Source organism: Streptomyces altiplanensis (assembly GCF_053591575.1).
Window position 1 is genome coordinate 1 of record NZ_JBSFUB010000111.1, and the last position, 22,009, is coordinate 22,009.

The 22,009-nt window shown below is 70.2% G+C and carries 11 protein-coding genes and 3 pseudogenes; 7 read left to right on the forward strand and 7 right to left on the reverse strand.

Going from position 1 to position 22,009, the window contains the following annotated elements; all coding sequences use genetic code 11:
• Positions 1-284: transposase (locus ACWD0Y_RS31395; RefSeq protein ID WP_450263689.1), on the forward strand; the 284-nt coding region annotated here is incomplete at its 5' end.
• 10 nt (positions 285-294) lie between these two features.
• Here ACWD0Y_RS31395 and ACWD0Y_RS31400 read toward each other — a convergent pair.
• Both ACWD0Y_RS31400 and ACWD0Y_RS31405 read right to left on the reverse strand, forming a co-directional pair.
• Positions 295-1,272 (reverse strand): tetratricopeptide repeat protein, encoded by a 978-nt coding sequence (locus ACWD0Y_RS31400; RefSeq protein ID WP_450263690.1) that lies wholly within the window; start codon positions 1,270-1,272, stop codon positions 295-297.
• Between the two features lie 84 nt (positions 1,273-1,356).
• A pseudogene (locus ACWD0Y_RS31405) lies at positions 1,357-1,509 on the reverse strand (IS110 family transposase); the annotation flags it as partial.
• A 64-nt stretch (positions 1,510-1,573) separates the two neighbouring features.
• Between ACWD0Y_RS31405 and ACWD0Y_RS31410 the strand changes: the two are divergent.
• The gene (locus ACWD0Y_RS31410) at positions 1,574-2,293 is read left to right on the forward strand and encodes an IS6 family transposase (protein ID WP_450263691.1); all 720 of its coding nucleotides are present in this window, start codon (positions 1,574-1,576) and stop codon (positions 2,291-2,293) included.
• Between the two features lie 610 nt (positions 2,294-2,903).
• Positions 2,904-3,356: a phospholipase A2 gene (locus ACWD0Y_RS31415; protein WP_450263692.1), complete on the forward strand. Its 453-nt coding sequence runs from the start codon at positions 2,904-2,906 to the stop codon at positions 3,354-3,356.
• Positions 3,357-3,434: 78 nt separating this feature from the next.
• On the opposite strand, the pseudogene ACWD0Y_RS31420 reads toward ACWD0Y_RS31415, so the two are convergent.
• Both ACWD0Y_RS31420 and ACWD0Y_RS31425 read right to left on the reverse strand, forming a co-directional pair.
• Positions 3,435-3,665, reverse strand: a pseudogene (locus ACWD0Y_RS31420) (IS6 family transposase); the annotation flags it as partial.
• Positions 3,666-4,064: 399 nt separating this feature from the next.
• A pseudogene (locus ACWD0Y_RS31425) lies at positions 4,065-4,330 on the reverse strand (IS1380 family transposase); the annotation flags it as partial.
• Positions 4,331-4,753: 423 nt separating this feature from the next.
• Between ACWD0Y_RS31425 and ACWD0Y_RS31430 the strand changes: the two are divergent.
• Positions 4,754-6,010 (forward strand): hypothetical protein, encoded by a 1,257-nt coding sequence (locus ACWD0Y_RS31430; protein WP_450263693.1) that lies wholly within the window; start codon positions 4,754-4,756, stop codon positions 6,008-6,010.
• Positions 6,011-6,042: 32 nt separating this feature from the next.
• Here ACWD0Y_RS31430 and ACWD0Y_RS31435 read toward each other — a convergent pair whose 3' ends face one another.
• The 3 genes from ACWD0Y_RS31435 to ACWD0Y_RS31445 are packed head-to-tail and all read right to left on the reverse strand — an operon-like array spanning position 6,043 to position 16,916.
• Positions 6,043-6,909, reverse strand: coding sequence for an SDR family NAD(P)-dependent oxidoreductase (locus tag ACWD0Y_RS31435; protein ID WP_450263694.1), 867 nt, complete (start codon positions 6,907-6,909; stop codon positions 6,043-6,045).
• A gap of 39 nt (positions 6,910-6,948) precedes the next feature.
• The gene (locus ACWD0Y_RS31440; RefSeq protein WP_450263695.1) at positions 6,949-9,309 is read right to left on the reverse strand and encodes an MMPL family transporter; all 2,361 of its coding nucleotides are present in this window, start codon (positions 9,307-9,309) and stop codon (positions 6,949-6,951) included.
• A 29-nt stretch (positions 9,310-9,338) separates the two neighbouring features.
• Positions 9,339-16,916 carry an SDR family NAD(P)-dependent oxidoreductase gene (locus ACWD0Y_RS31445; RefSeq protein ID WP_450263696.1) on the reverse strand — a complete coding sequence of 2,526 codons (7,578 nt, stop codon included), beginning with the start codon at positions 16,914-16,916 and terminating at the stop codon, positions 9,339-9,341.
• 499 nt (positions 16,917-17,415) lie between these two features.
• Between ACWD0Y_RS31445 and ACWD0Y_RS31450 the strand changes: the two genes are divergently transcribed.
• From ACWD0Y_RS31450 to ACWD0Y_RS31460, 3 genes are all read left to right on the forward strand, one after another.
• Positions 17,416-18,816, forward strand: a complete 1,401-nt coding sequence (locus ACWD0Y_RS31450; protein ID WP_450263697.1) for a hypothetical protein — start codon at positions 17,416-17,418, stop codon at positions 18,814-18,816.
• A 44-nt stretch (positions 18,817-18,860) separates the two neighbouring features.
• Positions 18,861-20,666 carry an ABC transporter ATP-binding protein gene (locus tag ACWD0Y_RS31455; protein WP_450263698.1) on the forward strand — a complete coding sequence of 602 codons (1,806 nt, stop codon included), beginning with the start codon at positions 18,861-18,863 and terminating at the stop codon, positions 20,664-20,666.
• Between the two features lie 81 nt (positions 20,667-20,747).
• Positions 20,748-21,710: a short-chain dehydrogenase/reductase gene (locus ACWD0Y_RS31460; protein WP_450263699.1), complete on the forward strand. Its 963-nt coding sequence runs from the start codon at positions 20,748-20,750 to the stop codon at positions 21,708-21,710.
• Positions 21,711-22,009: the final 299 nt, after the last annotated feature.

Sequence of the window (22,009 nt, forward strand, 5' to 3'; positions counted from 1 at the left end):
GGAGCCGGGCGATGCGGGCCTGGGTCGACGAACAGGACTGGCTCACCCTGGAGCGGTTGCCCGCCTACGCTCCCGAGCTGAACCCGGTGGAACTGTTGTGGTCCTCGCTCAAGAAGCGTGAACTCGCCAACCTCGCCGGCGACCACCTCGCCGATGTCGCCGACGCCACCGAGCAAGGCATCCACCGCATCAACACCAACCCCCAACTGCCATGGTCATTCCTCGCCCATACCGGCCTGACCATCCACCCACCACACCCACCGAACTTACGAAAAGATCAGTAATTGCTGGCGTTCAAGAAGTCTGATCGGCGGCGGATGACTCCTTCGGTTCCGGCTCGTTCGCGGTCGGCGGCAGCCCAGTGAGAAAGGTGCGCATCTCGTCGGCCTCAGGCACGGCGAGTGCGGTGTAGAGGTCGAGCGCCTGGCGGGCGTGATCGCGGGCGAGGTCAAAGCGGCCGACGTCGCGGTGGACGTGCGCCAGGCCGTCATGGGCGCGGGCCTGCTCGGGGCGGTAGCTGGACTCGCGGGCGAGGGCCAGCGCGGAGTCGTGTTCGACTGCGGCCCGGTCTAGATCGTCCATGGACCGGGCGGCTTCCGCAAGGGCGTTGAGCGACTCGGCCTCATCTCCGGGGAAGTCGAACCTGCGGCTCAGCTCCAGTGCCTGGTGATGATGCCGCCGGGCCTCGTCGTAGCGGCCCTGCCGCTGGTACAGCAGCCCGATGTTGTTCAGCACGATGGTCTCGCCGATGCGGGATCCCGTCTCGCGGTACACGCGCAGCGCCTGTCGGTGGTGCTCGTGGGCGTCCTCGTATTGTCCCTGGCGTTCATGGACGACGCCGAGGTCGGTCAGACACCTGGCTTCGCCACCGCGGTCGCCGAACTCGCGGAAGAAGACGAGGGCTCGCGTGCAGTGCTCGTGGGCCTCGTCATACTCTCGCCGTCGCATGGAGAGGGTGCCGAGGTTCGTCAGTGCACGGGCTTCGGCGCCCTGGTCACCGGTCTCCCGCGCGAGGTCCAGGGCGTTCCGGTAGTGCTCGGCCGCCCGCTCGTGGTCGCCATGCCACCAGAAGTGCACCTCGCCGAGATCGAGGAGCGTGCGTGCTTCGGCGGCCGTGTCGCCGCTTCGCCGGGCGGCTACCAGCGCCATCCCGTGGAGGGCCAGCGCGTCGGCCTGATGGGCGTGACCCAACAGGTAACGGTGCAAGGTGGCGGCCAGTTGGCTTGTGTGGGACAGCCAGTCGTGCTCGGCCGCGTATTGTGCGGAGGCCATGAGGTTCGCGCGTTCACTGTCCAGCCAACTGATTGCCTCGGGCTCGTCCTGTGGCGGCGAGGTAGGGATTCCTAATGCGGTCTGTCAAGCCGGGAGTGTGGCGGGTGGCAGGGGTTCGTAGGTCCGTCCATCGCGGAGGAGGGCCCAGAGGACGTTGACGCGGCGTCGAGCCAGGGCGAGGACGGCCTGGATGTGGCGTTTGCCTTCTGCGCGCTTGCGTTCGTAAAACCGGCGGGAGGGCGCTGTCACGTTGGCTGATGGCGTGGGATGATCTTCGGGTTGTCCTGGTGGAGGGGTGCCCGTGGAGAGCAGGTCGCCGTCGTACAAGGGGCACCGCTACCCGGTCGAGGTCATCTCCCACTGCGTGTGGCTTTACCACCGTTTCCCGCTCAGTTTCCGCGAGGTCGAGGAGCTGATGCTCGGGCGCGGTGTCGTCGTCTCCTACGAGACGGTCCGCCGCTGGTGTGTGAAGTTCGGCCCGGCCTACGCCCGCGAGTTGCGTCGCCGCCGGCCCCGGCCCGGGGACAAGCGGCATCTGGACGAGGCCTTCATCAAGATCAACGGTGAGCAGAGGTACCTGTGGCGGGCCGTCGATCAGGACGGGATGGTGCTCGACATCCTCGTACAGAACCGGCGGGACACCACCGCGGCCAGGCGCTTCTTCCGCCGCCTGCTGAAGAACACCGGTGCGGTGCCGCGGGTGGTCGTCACCGACAAGCTTCGCTCCTACGGCGCGGCCCACCGCGAGGTCATGCCCTCCGTGGAGCACCGCTCCCATAAGGGCCTGAACAACCGGGCGGAAAACAGCCACCAGCCAACCAGGCGGCGTGAACGGGCGATGAGGGGCTTCCGCGGCGTTGGCGCAGCCCATCGGTTCCTCTGCGCGTTCAGCGCGATCTCACCCCACTTCCGACCCAGCCGCCACCTGATGGCCGCACCCGACTACCGGACGGAAATGACCCTCCGCTTCACCATCTGGGACCAGATCACCCGCGCCGTCGGCCGGCCCACCACAGTCTGAACACACACCCGGACCGCGTGCCCACCGCGCCCCGACGCACCATCAGACAGTCACGCACCCAACAACGTGACAACGCCGCAGTGGGAGATGGCCTCCGGAGGGAAGCGGAAAACCCGGTACGACGGCGCCACCACGGACAACCCCTCCAGCGATTCGACCAGACGGATGATCACGCCGCCCGAGAGGGCCACCACTCAACCCGACAACGCCCCAGCGACGCATGGAAGCGTGGGGACGGGCCCTGGACACTGGCCCGAAGTTCAGCCGATCGATACCTCCTTCACAGGGCTGTCCTTACTTACCTGGAGCGACTTCGTCTCGCAGACTATTCGCGGTAGTTGGCGGGTGTTCACCAAATGTGGCGGGCTGGATCGTCGAGTGATCATCAGTCGAAGCGGCGTCCGCGGCAGGCCAGAGCGCGGGCATCCCCCGGCTGCGGCCGACCTCGCGATGCCCAGCGCACGACCGTGATCAATAGTCCCCGCGCCAGTTTCACGACCTTCCATCACACAGAGCGAGAATATGTTACCTATAGTGATAGTTTGCTGCGGCCGCTACTTGGGCGGGCGAGCCCCGCTCACTCACAGCGTCTCTCCAAGGGAGCCAGAACATGATCCAGTACAGCCCCGGGAAAATCGCCGCAGTCGTGGCAGCCGCCACTTTGTCGATGGGAGCCAGCGCCACCACAGCAACCGCGTCACCTGTGGCGTCCGACCTCGACACGGCCACCCACCTCTTGAACCTCAGCTATGCGGACTTCGCCTCGCACCCAAGGGTCGCCCCATTCGACTGGACGACCGACGGCTGCACCGCGTCCGGCCCCAGTCTCAACGCGACATTCTTCCCCGCTTGCGCTCAACACGACTTCGGGTACCGCAACTTCGGAATGAAGGGCACCCTCAAGCTCGACCCGTCCCCGGAGCGCCGCGCCTGGATCGATGAACGCTTCCTCAACGAAATGCGCCGTATCTGCCAGGACGACCAGGGCGGAAGCGCCTCCTGCCTCAACTCGGCCAATACCCTCTATCAAGGAGTCCGCCTCTTCGGTGCGGCGTACTTCTAGCCGCCCCCGCGGATTCCACCTACAAGCGCCTATCGACGCATGCGTGCCTTCCCGACCTTCACATGACGCCCCACTGCGGTCCTGGCGTGATGAACGGGGCCGGCGGCGACGCAACTCGCGGGCGTATGCCGGGCCGGACTTCACACACCAGCGGCGGACCGTCCCGCAGGAGACGACGACGCCGCGCTCAAGTATCAGCTCCTCGACCTCGCGCAAGCCGAGCGGGAAACGGTGGCAAAGCCACACACCGTGGGAGACGACCTCGGGCGGGCAGCGGTGCCCCTTGTACGACGGCGACGTACTGCCCACGGACAACTCCCTCCAGCAGGATCAACCCGAAGATCATCCCACCTCATCAGCCAACGTGACAGTGCCGCTTCAATGGTTCGCGACGATCGCCGGTTACCCCAACCGGCGATCGTCGGTTATGTTGCGGCTGTTTGGGCCAATGAGAGCAGGCCACCGAGGGCTCTCGAAACTCCAGTCCTCAGTTGCTGGACGGCCTTTGGTCATTCCCCGGCGTGGCTCAAGTCGCTGCCGCTTGCGCTACGGCCACCATCCCGGGTAGGCCGCTCGGGTAGCGGGAGGTGGCCTGATCGAGGGGACCTTTCGGGCCAGCGCGTCCGGTGGCGTCGCGCCAGTGCGCAGGATCGATTCTGCGACGGCGCTCGACAGGTTCATGAACGCCACGCGCCAAAATCATTGTTAGGGGAAATGGCAGGTCAGAGTCCTCGCTTTCAAGGCGGGGATGGCGAGGAGCTGGCGGCAGATGGCCCCGGTTCTGGCGCGGGCGTGGAAGGTGGAGGCAAGGGTGTTTGTGGCGCGAGTGAGGTTGTGGACGAGGGCGGCCACGGTGAGCCAGGCGCGTTCGCGGTGAACTTCCCCGAGGGAAGATGTCCGAGCGCACAGTCCTCCAGATCCACGACGACCTGTGCGGCCACTCTGCGGCGAGGGTGTGCTCGATGCGTACGGTCACGTGTTCGGGGTCAACGCAGGCCAAGGACATTGGCCGCCATGTTCGCCCGCAGTGGTGCCGACCGTTTCGCAGCGCCCACCCGGTAGCACTCCGGCCCGGTGGGGGTGCCGGTCCTGGAGCGGACCGCGTCCTTGAACAGCCGAGCGACGGGCGCGAAGGCGGGCCTCTGCGTGGCAGGTGACGAGGTAGGGATGCCGATCGTTCACCCCCGTAGAGACTTTTCGGACAGGGGACTCGGAGTGCAAGTGGTCGTAGACACGGTACGGATCGTGAAAAGGTCTGGGCCCTGCGGAAGCCCGCTCGTTTCGTCAGGTCAGACTGCCAGGAGTTTGTGGCGGGCAGCGAGCGTCGCAGACCGGGGCGCTTTCCTGCGGACGGAACCGGGTCGGCTTATTGAGGTACGTGAGGAGGGTTTCGTTCGATGAGGTCACTCCCCTCCTTGCGGCTCCGGTCGCGCACAGCCTCCGCCCCCGGCCTGATCCACACCAGCGGTCCGCTGGACCGGCTCTTCCTGAAGTGTGGTACCGCAGCCGGCTTCATCCTGGACTTCGACGGCCCCTTACCCGATCTCACCCATCTGGCGTCCCGGGTGCTCCAGCGCGCGGCGCGGCTGCCCGCCTTGAACCTCCTCGCCCCTGCCTCCGGCCGTCAGCGGTGGCGACCGGCGGCCGGGCCGCTGGCAGCGGCCGTGCACCTGCGCGACATCGCCGCACCTCCCGGCGAGCTCGACGCGGCGACCAGCTCCTTGCTCCGGTGCTCGCTGCCGGAGGGGCCGCACCCGCCGTGGGACGTGTCGTTGCTGCGTGATCCGGCGAGCCGCCACTTCCGTATCTGCTACCGCGTTCACCACGGTGTCCAGGACGGGGCCGGCGCGGCCCATGCCGTACTGGCCCTGTTGGGTGACGAGGCCCTGGCCGGCCCGTATCCGTATCGCTCGGCCGCTCCCACTCCCCGAGGGGCCTTGCTGGCCGCGCGAGGTCTGCGGAGTACGGCACATCCGAAGAAGGACTGGGCGGCGTTGCACGACAGGCCCGCGCAGCAAACCCGGTGGTCCTATCAGGATGTTCCCGAAGCACGTCTGCGTGAAGTGGCCACCGTTCACGGTGTCACGATCAATGATCTGTGCCTGGCTGCTCTCGCCCAGGCGCTCCGCGGCTGGCGACGCACCGGCCTGGGCCTAGACGGGCCCTGTCCCGATCTGCGTGCCCTGGTGCCGATGTCCCTGCGGGAGGAGCACGAACGGCACGCGCCGGGAAACCGTCTGGGTGGCCATCGGCTCTCCCTGCCCTGCTCTGCGTCCGACCTCGGCGAGGCTCTGCGGCGCGTACAGAGGCAGACCGGGGTGGTGCGCACTGCCCGCGTGGGCGACGTGTTCCGCCTGGCCATGCGGGCCCTTCCGCCCTGGTTGGGCGAACATGTGAGCAGCGGTTTCACTGCCAAGAGACCGGCCCCGATCGTCGCGACCGGTGTCGCTCTGCCAGCTTCGATGACATGCCTGGGCGCACGGCTGCGTGCCGCGTCCATGTTCGGCGACCTCTACAACGAGCGGCTGTGCTACGTCTCCTTCACCCGGGCCGCCGGTGTCGTGCGGTGCGGCGTGCTCTACGACAGCGCGCTGCCGCAGGCGGCATCACTTGCTCAGCTGTGGGCCGAGGTCCTCCTGCGGCGAGGGACGTGAATCCGAAGCCGACACGTTGAGAAGACACGAGGTCATGGTCGCCGGGTGGGTGCGGGCCTGTGGCAGCCGGCCGAGGAGGCAACCGCATTCGCCTCGGTGACGGTGGCGGTCGTGAAACCGAAGCGATCGACGAACGGACGGAAGAGGCCAGGAGCCGTCGCTACCAGCGCATGGGCCCGGTGTGTGGTGATGGTCTGCGCGCGGCGTTCGATGCCGGAGACGATGCTGTGTACGGTCTTGTCGATCGTCGTCATGCGCCACAATCCGCGTTCGTTTCCGCCCCACAGAAGCCTGCCGGCAGGGTCTGCGTGGATTGCGTCCATCATCGGGGTCTTGAAAAAGGTGTGGTGGGCCGTGCCGACGCCGATGCCCAGATGTCGTACCTCCAGGCGGAGGCTGTTGCACAGCGCCCAGACTCCGGCCTTGGCAGCGGTGTACGGGCCTTGGAGCGGGGAGTGTACGAAGGCGGCCATCGAGGAGGTGGCCAGCAGATACCCGCGCTGCTGTTCGACGTGGGGAAGGGTGGTTTTGAACGTGCGCCAGACTCCGGTCAGGTTGATGTCCACGACGCGGTCGAAGGTGTCGGGGTCGAGAGTGGAGGTCGGGGCGACAGCACTCACACCCGCATTGGCGACGACGACGTCGATGCGGCCGAAGTGTTCGGCGGCGCCGTCGACGGCCGAGCGGACGCTGTCGAGGTCGCGTACGTCGGCGCGGGCGGCCCAGGCCACCGCTGGGCCGCCGAGTGTGTCGACCTGGGCAGCGAGGGTGGTCGCGTCGAGGTCGAGGAGGGCGAGATGCGCACCTTTACGGCGTAGGGCGAGTGCGAGGGCGGAGCCGAGTCCGCCGGTGGAACCCGTGATGACGACGGTGCGCCCAGCGAGGTCGTAGGGAGGCATGGAGCCCTTTCACGGGATGGGGGCCTGGGGCGACCTCGGTCACCTGGACACGGGGGCGTCGGTGGCGGGCTTCGGAATGGTGGTCTCCGTGTGGTGTCCAAGCGGCTCCCGGGGGCGCTGTGGCGAGCCGGGGAGCCACCAGTTGGCGCGCCCCGCCAGTTTCATGACGGCCGGCACCAGCAGTGGACGGATCACTACGGCGTCCAGGAAGACGGAGAGCGACACCGTGACCGCGATGATCTTAATGTTGACGACGTCGGTCGCAGCGAGCGCGAGCAGGACGACGAGGACCACGGCGGCGGAAGCGGTGAAGAGGGGTGCGGCGGCCTGCAGGCCCTCGGCCGTCGCTCGGGTGGTGTCGCGGGTCCGACCGTGCGCCTCGGTGATGCGGGCCAGGAGCAGGATTTCGTAGTCCATCGACAGACCGAAAGCGAGGAAGAATGTGATGAACGGCAGGGTGAGATCGGTGGTGCCGGTGACGGTGAAGTCGCCGACCAGATGGCGCAGATGGCCTTGCTGGAAGATGTGGACCATGGCGCCGAAGGTCGCGGTGAGGCTGAGAGCGTTGATCAGCAGGGCTTTGAGGGGCAGGAAGAGGCTGCGGGTAAAGACGAGCAGTAGGACGAAGGTCACGAGGGCCACGACGGTGAGGGCTGCGGGAAGGCGCTGGAAGGCCATGGCGCGCGTGTCGAGGAAGTCTGCCGTGGCGCCGCCGGTGAGCGTGGGCGCGGGGGACGGCTGGGCGCGGACGGTGTGCAGCAGGTCAAATGCGGTGTCGCTGTAGGGCTGAGGTGTGGAGTTGAGGGCCAGCCAGGTGCCGGTGGGCAGAGCGAAGCGTTGTACGCCCGTGCACGGGCCGCTCGCGGTTAGTTCGGTGGCGGAGCCGCAGCGGGGGCCGGTGGGTTTGCCGTCCAGGTAGGTGCCGGTCGCGGTGCGCACGCCCTGGACCCCGGGAAGGCTGGACAGGCGGCGGGCGTAGGCGTCGAGGCGGTCGGCGTCGTCGGGGCTGTTGGGTCGCCAGTCGGGCAGGATGATGTCGATCTCGGTGCCCACTTGGGGAAAGTGCGTGCGCAGGTCCCCCATGGTCTGGACGACAGGTGATTTGGCGGGCAGTGCCCGTTCGTCGTTCAGGCCGAAGGTGACGTCTCTGAAGGGCACTGCGAGGAGGATCAGCAGGGCCCCGGTGAGGGTGAGGACGGCGACGGGGCGGCGCATGACGGCACGGGCCAGGGTGTGCCAGCGGGCGGTGGACCGGGCGGCTTGGCGTCGGTGGGCGAGGAGGTCACGCCCGGCCAGGCGCTCGCCGAGGCAGGCGAGGGCCGCGGGGACGATCAGGAGGGATGCTGCGGCGGCCAGCACGATCACGCTGATGCCGGCCATCGCCAGGGAGCGCATCAACGGCAGCGGGAACAGGAGAAGGCCTAGCAGGGATGCGGCGACGACGGCGGCGGAGGCGGTGACCGTGCGGCCTGCTGTGCGGGTGGAGTGGACCACTGCCTCGAGGTGCGGGCGGCCGAGGGCGGTTTCCTCGCGGTAGCGGGCGATGAGGAAGAGGCTGTAGTCCACGGCCAGGGCGAGGCCGACGGCCGTGGTGAGGCTGAGGGCGAACGTGGAGACGGGGGTGACTGTGGCGAGGGCACGCAGGATCGTGGTGGTCCCGGTGATCGCGACGGCGCCGACGGCCAGGGGCAGCAGGGCCGTTTGGAAGCTGCCGAATACTAGGAGGAGTAGAACGAGGGTGACGGGCATGGCGAGAAGTTCCGTGCGCAGGAGGTCTTTCTCGCTGTGCAGTTGGAACGCGCGTGTGAAGGCTGCCTCGCCGGCGGCCCGGGTCTTCAGGGGCCCATGTGGGTCCTGGGCGCGGGCGAGGACGTGTTCGGTGGCCTCGTGCCGGACACGCTGGGTGGTGTCGAGCCACACGGCGAGCAGCGCCGTCCGGCCGTCGGCGGCGCGCAGGAGCGGGTCGGGCGGGGGCGGCGGGTTTGGGACGGGGGTGGTCGGGTCGACGGGGCCTGTCCAGTACGAGTCGACGCCGGTGACGCCAGGGACTTTGCGCAGGTCCTCTGCGAGGCGGGTGCCGGCGGTGCGTGCGGGGCCGTCGTCGACGGAGCCGGTGGTGCGGGCGAGGAGCAGCAGCGGTGGCATGCCTCCGTGGGGCGAGTCGGCGAGTAGGGCGCGTACGTGGGCCGACGGGGTGTTCGTGGCGAGCCAGCCTCCGCTGCCCAGATGTGCGGAGACTCCCGTGGAGAGCAGACCCATGAGGATGGCGAAGAGCGCGGAGGCGGCCAGGACGAGCCGGTTGCGGCGTACGGCCCACCGGGCGAGCCCGGCGAGCGGGCCCGGGATGTGCGAGTGGTCGGGGGGCGGGGACGGCTCGCGCATCACGGGTGGCCTCTTCATGACGGGTGTACGACAGGGTGTGGGCGGAGTCAGTTGGCGGGGGCGGTCGGGATGGTGACGGGCGCGGCGGGGCCGGGCACCATCAGGCTGGGTCGGGTGGCCGAGCCGGTCTGGGTGGGCTGGGCCGGTGCGGGCACGGTCGGGGTTTGGTGACCCAGGCGGATCAAGGCGCGACGGGCGAGGTCGGTGATGCCCTGGGCGTTGAGGAATTCCAGGGTCGGCAGTTCGCAGCCCAGGCGGCGGCGGGCGGCGACGACCGCTTCGACTGCCATGAGGGAGTCCAGGCCGAGCTGGTCCAGGCGGCGGTCGCGGTCCAGGCGGTCGGGATCGGTCTGCAGGATCTCGGCCAGAACCTGGGTGAGGGCGTCCGCAGCGAGGGTGAGGGCTTCCTCGGGGGTAGCGGTGGTGAGTCGCTGACGCAGCTGGTCGGGCCCGTCGTCCTGGGGGGTGTGCAGCGGGATGAGACTCGCGAGCCTCGGGGTCTGCACAGCTGGCATCATGCTGCGGATACGCGCCCAGTCGATCCTGGCAGCGGCGGTGACATCGGTGTCGTGGGCGATCGCGTCGGTCACGACGGTGCAGGCTTCGGCGGGGGTGAGATTGTCCAGGCCGAGGCGGGCGAGCATGTCGGTGATGCCGTGGCGGGCGGCGTATCCCGTGTCGCCGACGGCGCCCCAGGCCACGGTCGTCCCCGGCAGGCCGTCGGCGCGCCGGGTACGGGTGAGCGCTTCGAGGTAGGCGTTGGCGGCGGTGTAGTTGGCCTGGTAGGCGTTGCCGAACCAGGCGGTGACCGAGGAGCATGTCGCGAAGAGGTGCAGGTCGCGGTCGCGGGTGAGGGCGTCCAGGAGGCCCGCGCCGAGCATCTTGGGCTCCAGGGCGGTGCGCAGGCGCTCGTCGGTGAGTTCGGCGAGCGGCGCGTCGTCCAGGACCATGGCGGCGTGGACCACGCCGCCCAGCGGATGGCCGTCGGTGTCGATGACGGCGAGCGTCCGTCGTAGGTCCTGCTCGTCGGTGACGTCGGCGGTGTGGGCGGTGGCGGTGGCGCCGCGGTCGGCGAGAGCCTGGAGGAGCTGGGAGGCACCGGGGGTCTCGGGGCCCCGGCGGCCGACGAGGGCAAGGTGGCGTGCGCCGTGGTCGACGAGTCGGTGGGCGAGGGCGGCGCCGAGACCGCTGAGTCCACCGGTAACCAGGTAGGTGACCTGTGGAGAGAGTTGCAGGGGCGGGTGGATGCGCTCGACGGGTGGCGGCTCTTCGAAGGTGATGACGACCTTGCCGAGGTGGCGGGAGCGTTGCAGGGCGCGCAGGGCCTCCTCGATCCGGGTGGCGGGATAGGCCAGGTGCAGCAGGGGGCGGTAGGTGCCGTCCTCGATCAGCCGGGCCATCTCGTCGAAGCAGGCACCAGCCTGGGGGAGGCGGCCGGAGATGAGCTGGTGGACGTCAACGCCGAAGAAGGCAATGTTGTTGCCGAAGGGCCGCAGCGCCAATGGGGTGGAGGCGTAGATGTCGCGCTTGCCGAGTTCCAGGAAGCGCCCGCCCGGTCGCAAGAGTTCCAGGCTGCGGCTGATGGCTTCCCCCGCCAGGGAGTTGAGGACGACGTCGACGCCCTGGCCGGCGGTGAGGCTGCGGACCTGTTCGGCGAAGTGCAGGGTGCGGGAGTCCAGGACGTGGGGGACGCCGAGCATGTGCAGCAAGTCGCGTTTGGCGGGAGTGCCGGCGGTGGCGATGACGGTGGCGCCGCGGGCCTGGGCGAGTTGGAGGGCGGCAAGGCCGATGCCGCCTGCGGCGCCGTGGATGAGGACGGTCTCCCCCGCCTCGAGGCGGGCGAGGCGGTCAAGGGCGTGGTGAACGGTGAAATAGACCACGGGCAGGGTGGCGGCCTCAGTCGATGTCATGCCGTCGGGGACAGTGCCCACTAGGCGGGCGTCGACGGTCACGTGGGAGCTGAGGCTTCGGGGCGCGAGGGCGTGAACGCGGTCGCCGGGCACCAGGTGGGTGACGGCGCTGCCGACGGCGGTGACCGTGCCGGCGCACTCCAGTCCCAGAGCGGGCCCGTCGGGCAGTGGGGTCTCCGCGCCCGGGGGAAGGAGGCCCACGGCGAGCATCACGTCGCGGTAGTTGAGTGCGGCAGCTTCGACGGCGATGGTGACCTCGTCATCGGCGGGCCGGCGCATTTGGTCGAGGGCCCAGGTCAGGCGGGGGCGCAGGCCCGCGTCATGCAGGCGCAGGGTGAAGGGCGTGGCCGGACCGGGATCTGTTTGGGGGTCGGTGGACGCGGACTTGGGGACAGTGCGCGGGACGAAGCGGCCGGCGCGGGTCAGGACGACCTCGTCCTCGTCGGTGGGGTCGAGGAGTTCGTCGGCCAGGCGTCGGGCGTCGTCCGCGGGACGGGGCCCGGCGTCCAGAGAGACGCGCCGGACGGTGAGCTGGGGTACCTCGTTGGCCAGGGTGCGGCCGGCACCCCACAGCGCGGCGTCCTGGGGGGCGAGGGACCTTTCGGGTGCGGGATGGACGCCGCTGGGACGGGTGACGATCCACAGGTGGGCTGCGGCCTCGGCGGGCAGCAGTGAACCGGCGCCGGCCAGGTCCCGGAGCACGCCGAGCCGGGATACGGCCTGGTCGCAGATGCGCACGGGGTCGTCGCCCGGGTGGTCGGCGTCGAAGAACAGGACGGTGCTGGGAAATTGTTGGTCCCCTGCGCCCCTGTTCCAGTGCCCAGGCGTCTCGTCCAGGGCGGCGAGCTGGACGTCGGCTCCCGCGCCGGTGAGCGTGTCGGCGAGGGCACGGATCAGGTCGCTGCCGGGGTTCTCCCCGGCGAGCAACCACTGGGTGTCTCCGGCGGTGGACAGCATCGCGGGAGCGGGGGTGGGGGTGGGGCGGGCGGTGGTGCGGGTGGTGCGGCGGGCGCAGAGCACCGAGTACTCGAGGTCTGCCAGCGGCTGGTCGTGCCCGAGCTGGGCGACCTCATCGAAGCCGCACTCGCGCAGCAGCGGCGCCCAGGCGTCGGCCGGCAGCAGGGGGGAGTCTTGGCGCAACGGCGCGTCGGTGAAGTCCCAGAACCCTTCGAGGGTGCCGAAGCAGGGTGCCAACAGGCCGGGCTCGTGGGTCTCGTGGGCGAGGAGCTGTCCGCCGTCGGCCAACAGATCGGTGATGCGGGCCAGAGTCGCGCGCAAGTCGCGGGTGGCGTGCAGGGTGTTGGTGGCGATCACCACGTCGAAGGAGGCGGGGGCGAAGCCCTGTGCGGCCGGATCCTGGTTCAGGTCCAGGCAGCGGTAGTCGACGAAGTCGTGCTCGGTGAAGCGGGCCTTGGCGTGGGGGAAAAAGCCGGCGGACAGGTCGGTGAAGGTGTAGGCGGTGCGCTCGGGCGGCAGGTGGGGCAGGAGCTGGGCGGTGCTGCTGCCGGTGCCGGCGCCGACCTCCAGGATGCGCAGCGGCCGGTCGGCTGGCCAGGTGCGGACCTGTTCCCGTACGAGGTCGCGCAGCAGCCGGTTGTGGAAGCGGGGCTGGGCCGCGTCGCTGTAGAAGTACTCGATCAGGTGGCGGTCGGGTTCGTCGAAGAGCAGCGTCAACGGGTCGCACTCACCCCGCAGGACGTCGGCGAGGTGCAGGCAGCACCGGCCGAACAGGGCGATCTCGACCGCCTGGCCGGGGAAGTCGCCCGCGAGTCGGCGGAACAGCTCCTGCGGCGGCGGGCCGTCCGCGTCGGGCAGGCGCCACCTGGCGGGGCCGTCCTGCCCGGCCTGGCGGGTCCGGCGCAGCAGGCCGCGAGTGGCGTGGGCGAGCAGATCGGCCAGGCGGGTATGGCGGGGCAGCATGCCGCCCGCCACGAGGTCGTCGGTGTCGAACTCGGTCCGCCCGGCAGGCAGCAGCCGGGCGAAGGCATCGGCGATGAGGCGGGAACAGGATGCACGCAGGCGCCGCAGCCCGTCCTCGTGGGCTTCCGCCCGCCAGGTCTCCTCCAGGCGGTCGCGGTGCGGCCGGCACGCCTGCGCCAGGGCCGTGGGCGAGGGCAGCGGGGCATGCCGCGCCGCGTCGCCGGGACGGGGGGCGGCGCGCAACACGTTGACGAGGTGCTGCACCGGTTCGGTGGGGGTGTTGCCCATGCGGCGCAGCCGGCAGCCGGTGAGCTCCAGGCAGACCTGGCCGTCGGGATCGGACAGGGTGATGTCCCAGCACACCTCCAGCGGACCGCTCTCCCGCAGACGTACGTGGAACAGGCCGGCGCGCGGCGGGGTGTGCCACAGACGTAGGGCCTCCGCTGCGACGGGCAGCATCGGCTGGTACTCGCCGTTGACGCTGGTCAGGCAGGCGCCCGCCTGGAGTGCGCCGTCCAGCAGCGCGGGGTGGGCGTGGTAGCCGTCGGCGGGTTCGGTGAGGCTGTAGGAGGCCAGAACCTCTCTGTCGCCCAGGTGCAGGTCGGTGAGGACCTGGAAGGCGGGGCCGTAGGCGAGGCCGGCGCGGCGGGCGCGTGCGTAGTGCTCGACGGCCTCCAGGTGGGTGTGCAGGCGCGCGCGCAGGGCGGTGGTGTCCAGCGGGGCGGGCTCGGCGGCGAGCAGGCGCCGTACCCGGGCCTGGGCGTAGGGCTGCCAGGGCAGGTCGTCGCCGGTGCGCGCGGCGATCCGCAGGGCCTGGTCTCCTTCATGGAGGGAGACCTGGACGCGGACGTCGACGGAGTCGTCGTCCCAGGGCAGGTCAAGGGCGCGCGTGATGAGCAGGTGGTTGACCTCGACGGGGGCGTCGTGGACGAGCTGTCCCGCGGCCAGGGCCATCTCCAGGTAGGCGGCGGCGGGCATGACCACGGCACCGGCGACCTGGTGGTCGGTCAGCCACGGCAGCCGGGTGGGCTCCATCAGGTTCGACCAGGCGGGTTGCTGAACGGCGGTGCGCGCTCCCAGCAGCGGATGCTCGACGGGTGTGGTCTCGCCGGTGACGCGCAGCCACCACCGGGGATCGCCGTGCCAGTGCCGTTCGCGCTGCCAGGGGTAGGCCGGTAGGTCGCTCGTCCGCCCTGGCCTCGGAAACAAGGCGTCCCAGTGGGTGCGGGCCCCGGCGGCCAGCAGCTGAGCCGCCGCGGTGTCGAGGGCGGCAGGCCCCGGTACGGCGCGGGCGCAGGTACCCGTGGTCAGCACCGGGCGCTCCAGGCCTTTGACGGCTTTGCGCAGGTAGGGCCGCAAGACGGGGTGCGGGCCGACGTCCACGAAGAGGTCGTGGCCCTCGTCGAGCAGGGTGCGCAACGCGGGGCCGAACAGGACGGGTTCGCGGACGTTGCGCCACCAGTAATCGGCGTCGAGCTCCTCTCCTGGGCACGTGGCGCCGGTGACCGTCGAGACGAACGGGAGGGCGGTGGCGATGGGGCGCAGACCGTTCAAGGACGCCAGCAGGCCGTCCCGCAGGGGGTCCATGGCGCGGCTGTGGAAGGCGTAATCCAGGTCCAGCAGGCGGAAGAAGACCGCACGTGCCTCCAGGTCGGCGCCGAGGGCGCGCAGATCCTCCTCGGGGCCACAGACGGTGACGTCCTGGTCGCCGTTGACGGCGGCAATCTCCAGGGCGCCGGCGTAAGGGGCGATCGCCTTGGCGGCGTCCTCGGCGGACAGGTTGGCCGCGGCCATGCGGCCCTGGCCGCGGGTGGCGGCCTGAGCCCGGCTGCGTTCGGCGACCACGCGGGCGGCGGCGGGCAGGTCGAGAGCGCCGGCGACATGGGCGGCGGCGATCTCACCGACGCTGTGGCCCATGACGGCGGCCGGGCGGATCCCGCGGGCCGCGAGCAGGTCCACCAGAGCGACCTGGAAGGCGAACAGCAAGGGCTGGGCGACCTCGGTGGCGGTGATACGCGCCGGGTCGGCTGCAGTCATCTCCTCGCATACCGACCAGCCAAGGTGCGGCCGAAGCGCCTCGTCGACCCGGGTGACCGCGGCCCGGAAGGCGGGCTCCTCGCGCAGGAGGTCCGCACCCATGCCGGCCCACTGAGAGCCGTTGCCGGCGAAGGCGAACACCACCCGTCCGTCCGTCACCGCCTGTCCGGTGGCGGTGCCGGCGGGCAGGGGCGACGCGCCTTCGCCGACGGCCTCCAGGGCCTCGGCGGCCTGCCGGGCGTCGGCGGCCAGGACGACGGCCCGGTGCGGGTGCATGGTGCGCCGGCGTGCGGCCGTCCAGGCGGCGTCGTAGAAGCCCTCGGAGTCCTCCTCGGAGAGCCGCCGGGCCATGCTGATGGCAGCAGCCTCGAGCGCCTCGGGGGTACGGGCCGACACCGTCACGGGCACCAACCCACCGGGGGATCGGGCGGAGTCGGCGGTGAGGACCGGCGGCGCGGCGGTCAGGACGACGTGCGCGTTGGAGCCGCCGAAGCCGAAGGAGTTGACGCCGACCACCGGCCGCCGCTGGGACAGGGGCCGGGCCTCGGTGCACGGGTCGAGGCCCCAGCCGTCGAAGTCGATGTGCGGGCTGAGCGGCCGCGCGTGCAGGGTCGGCGGGATGCGGCGGTGGCGCAGCACCAGCAGGGCCTTGAGCAGACCGGCCATGCCGGAAGCCGCCTCCAGGTGACCGGTGTTGCTCTTGACCGATCCGATCGGCAGGGGCCCGACGGTACGCCGGGAGCCCAGGGCGCGGCCGATGGCGTCGCACTCGATCGGGTCGCCCACCGGGGTGCCGGTGCCGTGGGCCTCCAGGTAGGACAGCTCGTCGGCGCTCACGCCGGCCCGGGCGTAGACCTGTTCCAGCAGCGTGGCCTGCGCCTGGGCGCTGGGCAGAGCGAGGCCGGCGGTGCTCCCGTCGCTGTTGACGCCACTGGCCAGAATCACCCCGTGGACGCGGTCGCCGTCCGCGAGCGCGTCGGACAGCAGCTTGAGCGCCACGACGCCGCCGCCTTCCGCGCGTACGTAGCCGTCGGCCTCGGCGGAGAAGACGCGGCAGCGCCCGGTGGGCGACAGCATCGAGGCGGCCGAGAAGCCCGCGAAGCCGAACGGACTGAGCAGCACGCTCACCCCGCCGGCCAGCGCCATCCGGGCCCCGCCCGACCGCAGCGTCTCGCACGCCTGGTGCAGGGCGGTCAGCGCCGAGGAGCAGGCGGTGTCCACCGTCATGCTCGGCCCGTGCCAGTCGAGGAGGTGGGAGACGCGGTTGGCGGCGTTGGTGGCCGCGAGTCCGGCCATCGTGTACGCGTTGGGCGCTGCGGCGCCCAGTGACTGCAGGTCGGCGTAGTCGTGACTCGACATGCCGACGAAGACCGCCGTGTCGGAACCGGCCGTGGCGGCCTGGTCGATGCCGGCGTCGTCAAGGGCCTCGACCGCCATCTCCAGCAGCAGGCGGTGCTGGGGGTCCATGCGAGCCGCCTCACGCGGTGAGACGCGCTGGAAGTAGCCACTGTCGAAGCCGGTCACGTCCTGGAGGAAACCGCCGGCGGCCGTGTAGCTCTTGCTGTGGTTGCCGCGTTGCCGGGCGTCTACGAACCGGTCGGGGTCGAAGCGGTCCGGTGGCACCTCTCCGACCAGGTCGCGTCCTTCCCGCAGCGCTTCCCACAGGTCGTCGGGACCGTGGACGCCGCCCGGCAGTCGGCACGACAGACCCACCACCGCAATCGCGGGGCTGTCGGGGTTCTTGGGGACCACGGTCACGGAGTTCTCCCGGTGCACAAAAGGGGGGGTGGCGAAGACGCGTCATGGGCATGCGTGTCTGGCGACACCCTTGTGACGCCTGGGACGCCGCGATCTTAAGGAGTGCGGGGGCGGTGCTTGACCGCGTTGCTGCGTATGGGTGAACGCCACCGACGATTTCACGCCGCCGAAGGTCCAGGCCGGTCCGAAAACCGCCCCCACGTATTCACCTCCATGAGTGAACCTCATTGCGTCCCCACCCGCCCCACCTGCGCATCTGCCGCAGCGGCGTCAACACTCCGCACTCCGGCGACGGCAAGGATGATGTCAGGCGTCTGCGCTGTCGGCCCTCGGTAGGGTCACCGACGTTCCCGCCGCCCGCCTCTCCCCGGCCACGCCACCCGCTTCCCAACGGGCTGCCGGCTTTCCGTGGCCGTCGCATGTCCGCGCCCATGGCCACGACCGGGCCGGGAAGTTCCGTCCCCGGGCGGCCTCGATGATGTTCGCCGGAAGGTAGACCATGAGCAGTCCCCCGGTTGCCACCCTCGCCGCCCGCCGCGACCTGACCGCGTGCGGCTGGTGGCGTTCCTGTTCGGTGCAGGTGGTCGGCGAGGTCCCCGACGGACAGCACGCGCTGCGGTCCTTCCTGGACCGCCTGATCACCGCATTCGAAGACCAGGGCCACACCGTCCTGGACCGCTCCCACGGCGACGTCGACCTCATGCTGATGTGCGGGCAAATCCCGGACGGACCGCAGCCCCTGCGGGACCGGATCCTTGAGGAGTACCCGCCGCTCAGCGCGATGTTGCGCCAGCGCCACGGGCTGCGCCGCAATCCGCGACACGTCGTCGCTGTGGTCGAGGTGCCCGAACGGCTCAGCGAGGTGCCCCACACCGAGGTCGTCGCCACGGCCCGTACTGCGATGGGCCGCCTCGGCACGGCCAAGGTCCTGTTCGTCTCCCGCGGGGACACGCCCGGCCAGGTGCGGGAGGTGACGCTGTGCACCATGGAAGGCGGCCATCCCACCGAGACGGATGACATCGCCGACCGCATGCGCGACCGCCTGGTCACCGCGGCCTGCGCCCGCCAGGTCGCCGAGGACTACGACACCGTCCGCGACGCCCTCACCGCCGAAGCCTGGCAGGACTGCCCCGCACCCGCTCACCTCGCTGCCGCAGGACGGCGGATGGGCGACCTGGGCCTGCTGTCACCGCCGCTGAAAGTGTCCGACTTCGTCTCCGGCCAACTGGCCGACATGTACGAGATCTACCTGGGCGTACGGGGCTTCAGCGAAGGCATGCTCTTCGCCTATGACCCCGACCTGGACTGCTTGGTGGTCAGCGCCTCCGGTTCCTGGGACGTCGATAAGCGAGACCTGACACGTGAACAGGTCGTCGCCGTCGAACCGCGCCTGGCCGAAGGGCACCGCCTCCGCGTTCTGGCCCCCAGCGGCGAATTGCCCCTGCAGCCCTCGGTGGAGACATGGGAGATCTGCGCCCTGATGGAAGCCTGCCCCACCGTGCGGGTCACCAAGGACCCTTCAGGCCACTGGGTCCTGGACCCGAATGGGGAACGCGAGGTTCCCCTCGTACGGGCCGGCGTACACGCCCATGTCGGCGTTGTCTCTAGTGATGACACGGTGATCGAGACCGTGGCGGCCGACCGCGAGGAGTTCCCGTACGGATTCGGCTGCGGCACTGACCTCACCGTCGAGATCGCGCGCGACACCGTTCGGCGTTCACGCGCCGTCAACGATCCGGCCGACCCGCGGACCTACGTGCGCTGGCCGCTTCTGTCCCACGGCGAGATGGCCGTCGAGCTGTGGAAGCCCGGTCTGCCCCCCGTGCCCTTCCAGGGCCTGCTCGACTTGTACGGCACGGCCGTTCGATTCACCCCCGACGACGTCCCGCAGCCGGTATGAACGGGCGTTTCCTCCTACGCTTAGGGGGGCGGGAGCACGACGTCATGACCTGGTTGGCGGCCTCTCCCAGGCACGGCGACGTACCCCCGCCCCCGGCCCGTGCCAAGAAGGCAGGACCGCCCCTCGGGGCGGATCTCCTGCGCGGCGACCGGTGGCTGCTCGCCCTGGCGGCAGTCCTGTCCCTGGCCTCCGCCGCGAGCGCTCTGGCCGTGCCGTGGCTGGCCATAGACGTGACGGACTCCTTCACTCGGCACCAGCCGATCGCACGCCCCGCCACGGTCATGAGCCTGGCTGTCCTGGGCACGGCCGGGCTCCAGGCCCTGAGCGGATGGCTGCTGGCCGGCGTCGGCCAACGCGCTGTACTGCGGCTGCGCGATAGGGTCGTGGACCACATATTGCGCCTGCCGTTGCGCACCGTGCGCGACGAAGGCGCCGGCAGTCTCACCGCCCGGATCACCTCTGACGCCGCTCTGGTGCACTTGCTTGTCGAGACCGGCCTCGTCCATCTCCCCGTGGCCCTCCTCGCCGCTGCCGCCACTCTCACCGCGATGGCGGTCATCGACCCGGTCCTCACCCTGGTCGCTGCTGGTGCCTTCGGCCTGGCCGGCCTCTGCGTCGCTGTGCTGACCGCCCGGATGAAGTTCCTCTCAGCGGCTCAGCAGCATGCCCTCGGGCGCCTCGCCCAGGGCGTCACCGCCCATCTCGATGCTCTCGTCACCGTCAAGGCTTCCCGCCACGAGACTTCGGCGGCACGCACCCTGGGGCAGGCCGCGGCCGCCGTGCGCGCCGCATCTCTGCCCGCCGCACGGCTGCAATGTCTCGTCGGCCCGGTCGTGAGCCTGGGCCAGCAGGTCGCGATCCTGGCCGTCGCGCTGGCGGCCGGGCAACAGATCACCCGCGGGCAACTTGATCTCGCCGCTTTCAGTGGCTTCTTCCTCTACCTGCTGCACCTCACCTCCCCCCTCACAGTCGCCGCCCTGGGCATCGGCCATCTCCAAGCCGGACGGATCGCACGCAGCCGCTTCCACTGCCTGCTCTCCCTCTCTCAAGAGCCCGACGTCCCCGGGCCGCTCGTCCTGCCGGTGCCCCGTTCCGGGGCACATGCCGTGGTCTTCCACGGCGTCAGCTTTCGTCATCCGCAAGGCAGCACCGTGCTGGACCGGGTCGATTTCCATGCACCCGCGGTCGGTCTCACCGCCCTCATCGGATTCTCGGGCGCGGGAAAATCCACCGTGCTCAACCTGGTCAACCGTCTCGCCCAGGCCGACCAGGGCGAGATCCACGTCCTGGGCAGACCCGTCCGCGCCTGGCCCCTGGACGATCTGCGCCGCCGCGTCGCCTACGTCGACCAGCACTCCACCCTCGTCGAGGGCACCGTCCGCGAGAACCTCCAACTCGGCCTCGTACGAACACCCGGTGACGAGGAACTGCTGGACGCGTTGGAGAGGGTCGGACTTCGCAGGACGGTCCTGCACCTACCCCATGCCCTCGACACCCCGCTGGGCCGTGCCCAGGAGCTCTCAGGTGGCCAGCGACAACGCCTGGCCATGGCCCGCGCCCTGCTCACCGACAGCGAGATCGTCCTGCTCGACGAACCCACCTCCCACCTCGACGCCGTCAGCGACTGCCGGATCACGCGAGCCATCTACGAACTGGCGGCCACCCGCTGTGTCCTCGTTGCCAGCCACCGGCTGTCCACCGTCCGAAGCGCACGGCACGTCGTCCTGCTCACCGGGGGCGGCACGGTGGTCAGCGGCAGCCACGAAGACCTGCTCGCCGGCGACGATGTCCGCTACCGAGGTCTCGTCGCCGGCGACGCCACCGTCCCCTTCGATCGCTCTCCACTCTGAGCCCCACTCGGCACATGCCCGGCCACAGTGCCGCCCCGGATCATTAAACGTTCCGCCCCTCCCACCCCGAGGACACCGTTCATGGCCAGGTACTCCCCGCACTCCTTGAGGAAGTACTCCCTGACGGGCAAAACCGTACTCATCACCGGAGCCGCCGGCGGCATCGGAGCGGCCTGCGCACGACTCCTGCACGCCCGGGGCGCCAACCTGGTCCTCACCGGCCGCAACGCCTCCTCCGTCGCCGCCCTGGCGCGCGAACTGGGAGTGCAAGGGATACTCGCCCTGGCAGTGGACGTGACCGACCGAAGTGCTCTGGAAGAGGCGGTAACGCGCTCCGTCGAACGGTTCGGCACACTCGACGTGGTCTTCGCCAACGCGGCCGTCGGCCCCGACCTTCCCGCTACCGTCGCCACCATCGACCCCGACCTGTTCGAGCACATCGTCGAGGTGGACTTCCTCGGAGTGTGGCGCACGGTGCGCGCGGCCCTCCCCCAGATCATCGCCAACCGCGGTCACGTCCTGGTCACCGCGTCCACGTACGCCTACATCAACGGGGTGGCGAACGCGCCCTACGCGGCGTCCAAAGCCGCCGTCGAACAGTTCGCCCGGGCCCTGCGCGTGGAGCTGGCACCGCACGGGGCCACCGCCGGCGTTCTCTATCCGGGGTGGGTGGACACCGCGATCAGCCGTGCGGCCTTCGGCGGACACGAACTCACCACCCGGATGCGTGAGACCGCCTTCCCCCGCCCCCTCGCCGCCGCCGTCACTCCGGAACTTGTCGCACGCCGCGCGGTCCGGGGCATCGAGCGCCGCGCGGCCGGTACTACCGTCCCTCGCCGTTGGCAGCCGGTCGGCATCTTGCGCGGCATGATCAATCCCTTTACCGACCACCTCCTGGCCCGGCACGGCACGCTTCAGTCGATGCTGCGGGCGCTGGAAGACGCCGCACGTGAGACGGCCTCACGGGACGACGTCGCAGCCACGTCAATGCGGGTAGCACCCAGGCCGGCACCTTCGCAAGAAATCATCCCGCAGTCCCGCTGATCCGCAGATCCGCAGTCGCGGGACCAGAGGTGCTCCGCATCCCACTGAGGGGTCCGTGTCTGCCGTTCCTATCCCGCCGTTGATTCATTGCAGATCGTGCAAAGTGCGCTGGGTTACCGGTCCGGCGTGGGGAGTGTCATGAATCAGGTCGGGTGGTCCGGGGAATCGCACCCCCGGGCCACTCGACCTCTCAGGGCAATACAACTATTGATCAGAAACTCAAGGGGTTCTCGTTGAGGGTGTAGCGGACGTGCGGGCCGTGGAAGTAACCGCGGACGATGTGGGGCTGGCGTTGGCGC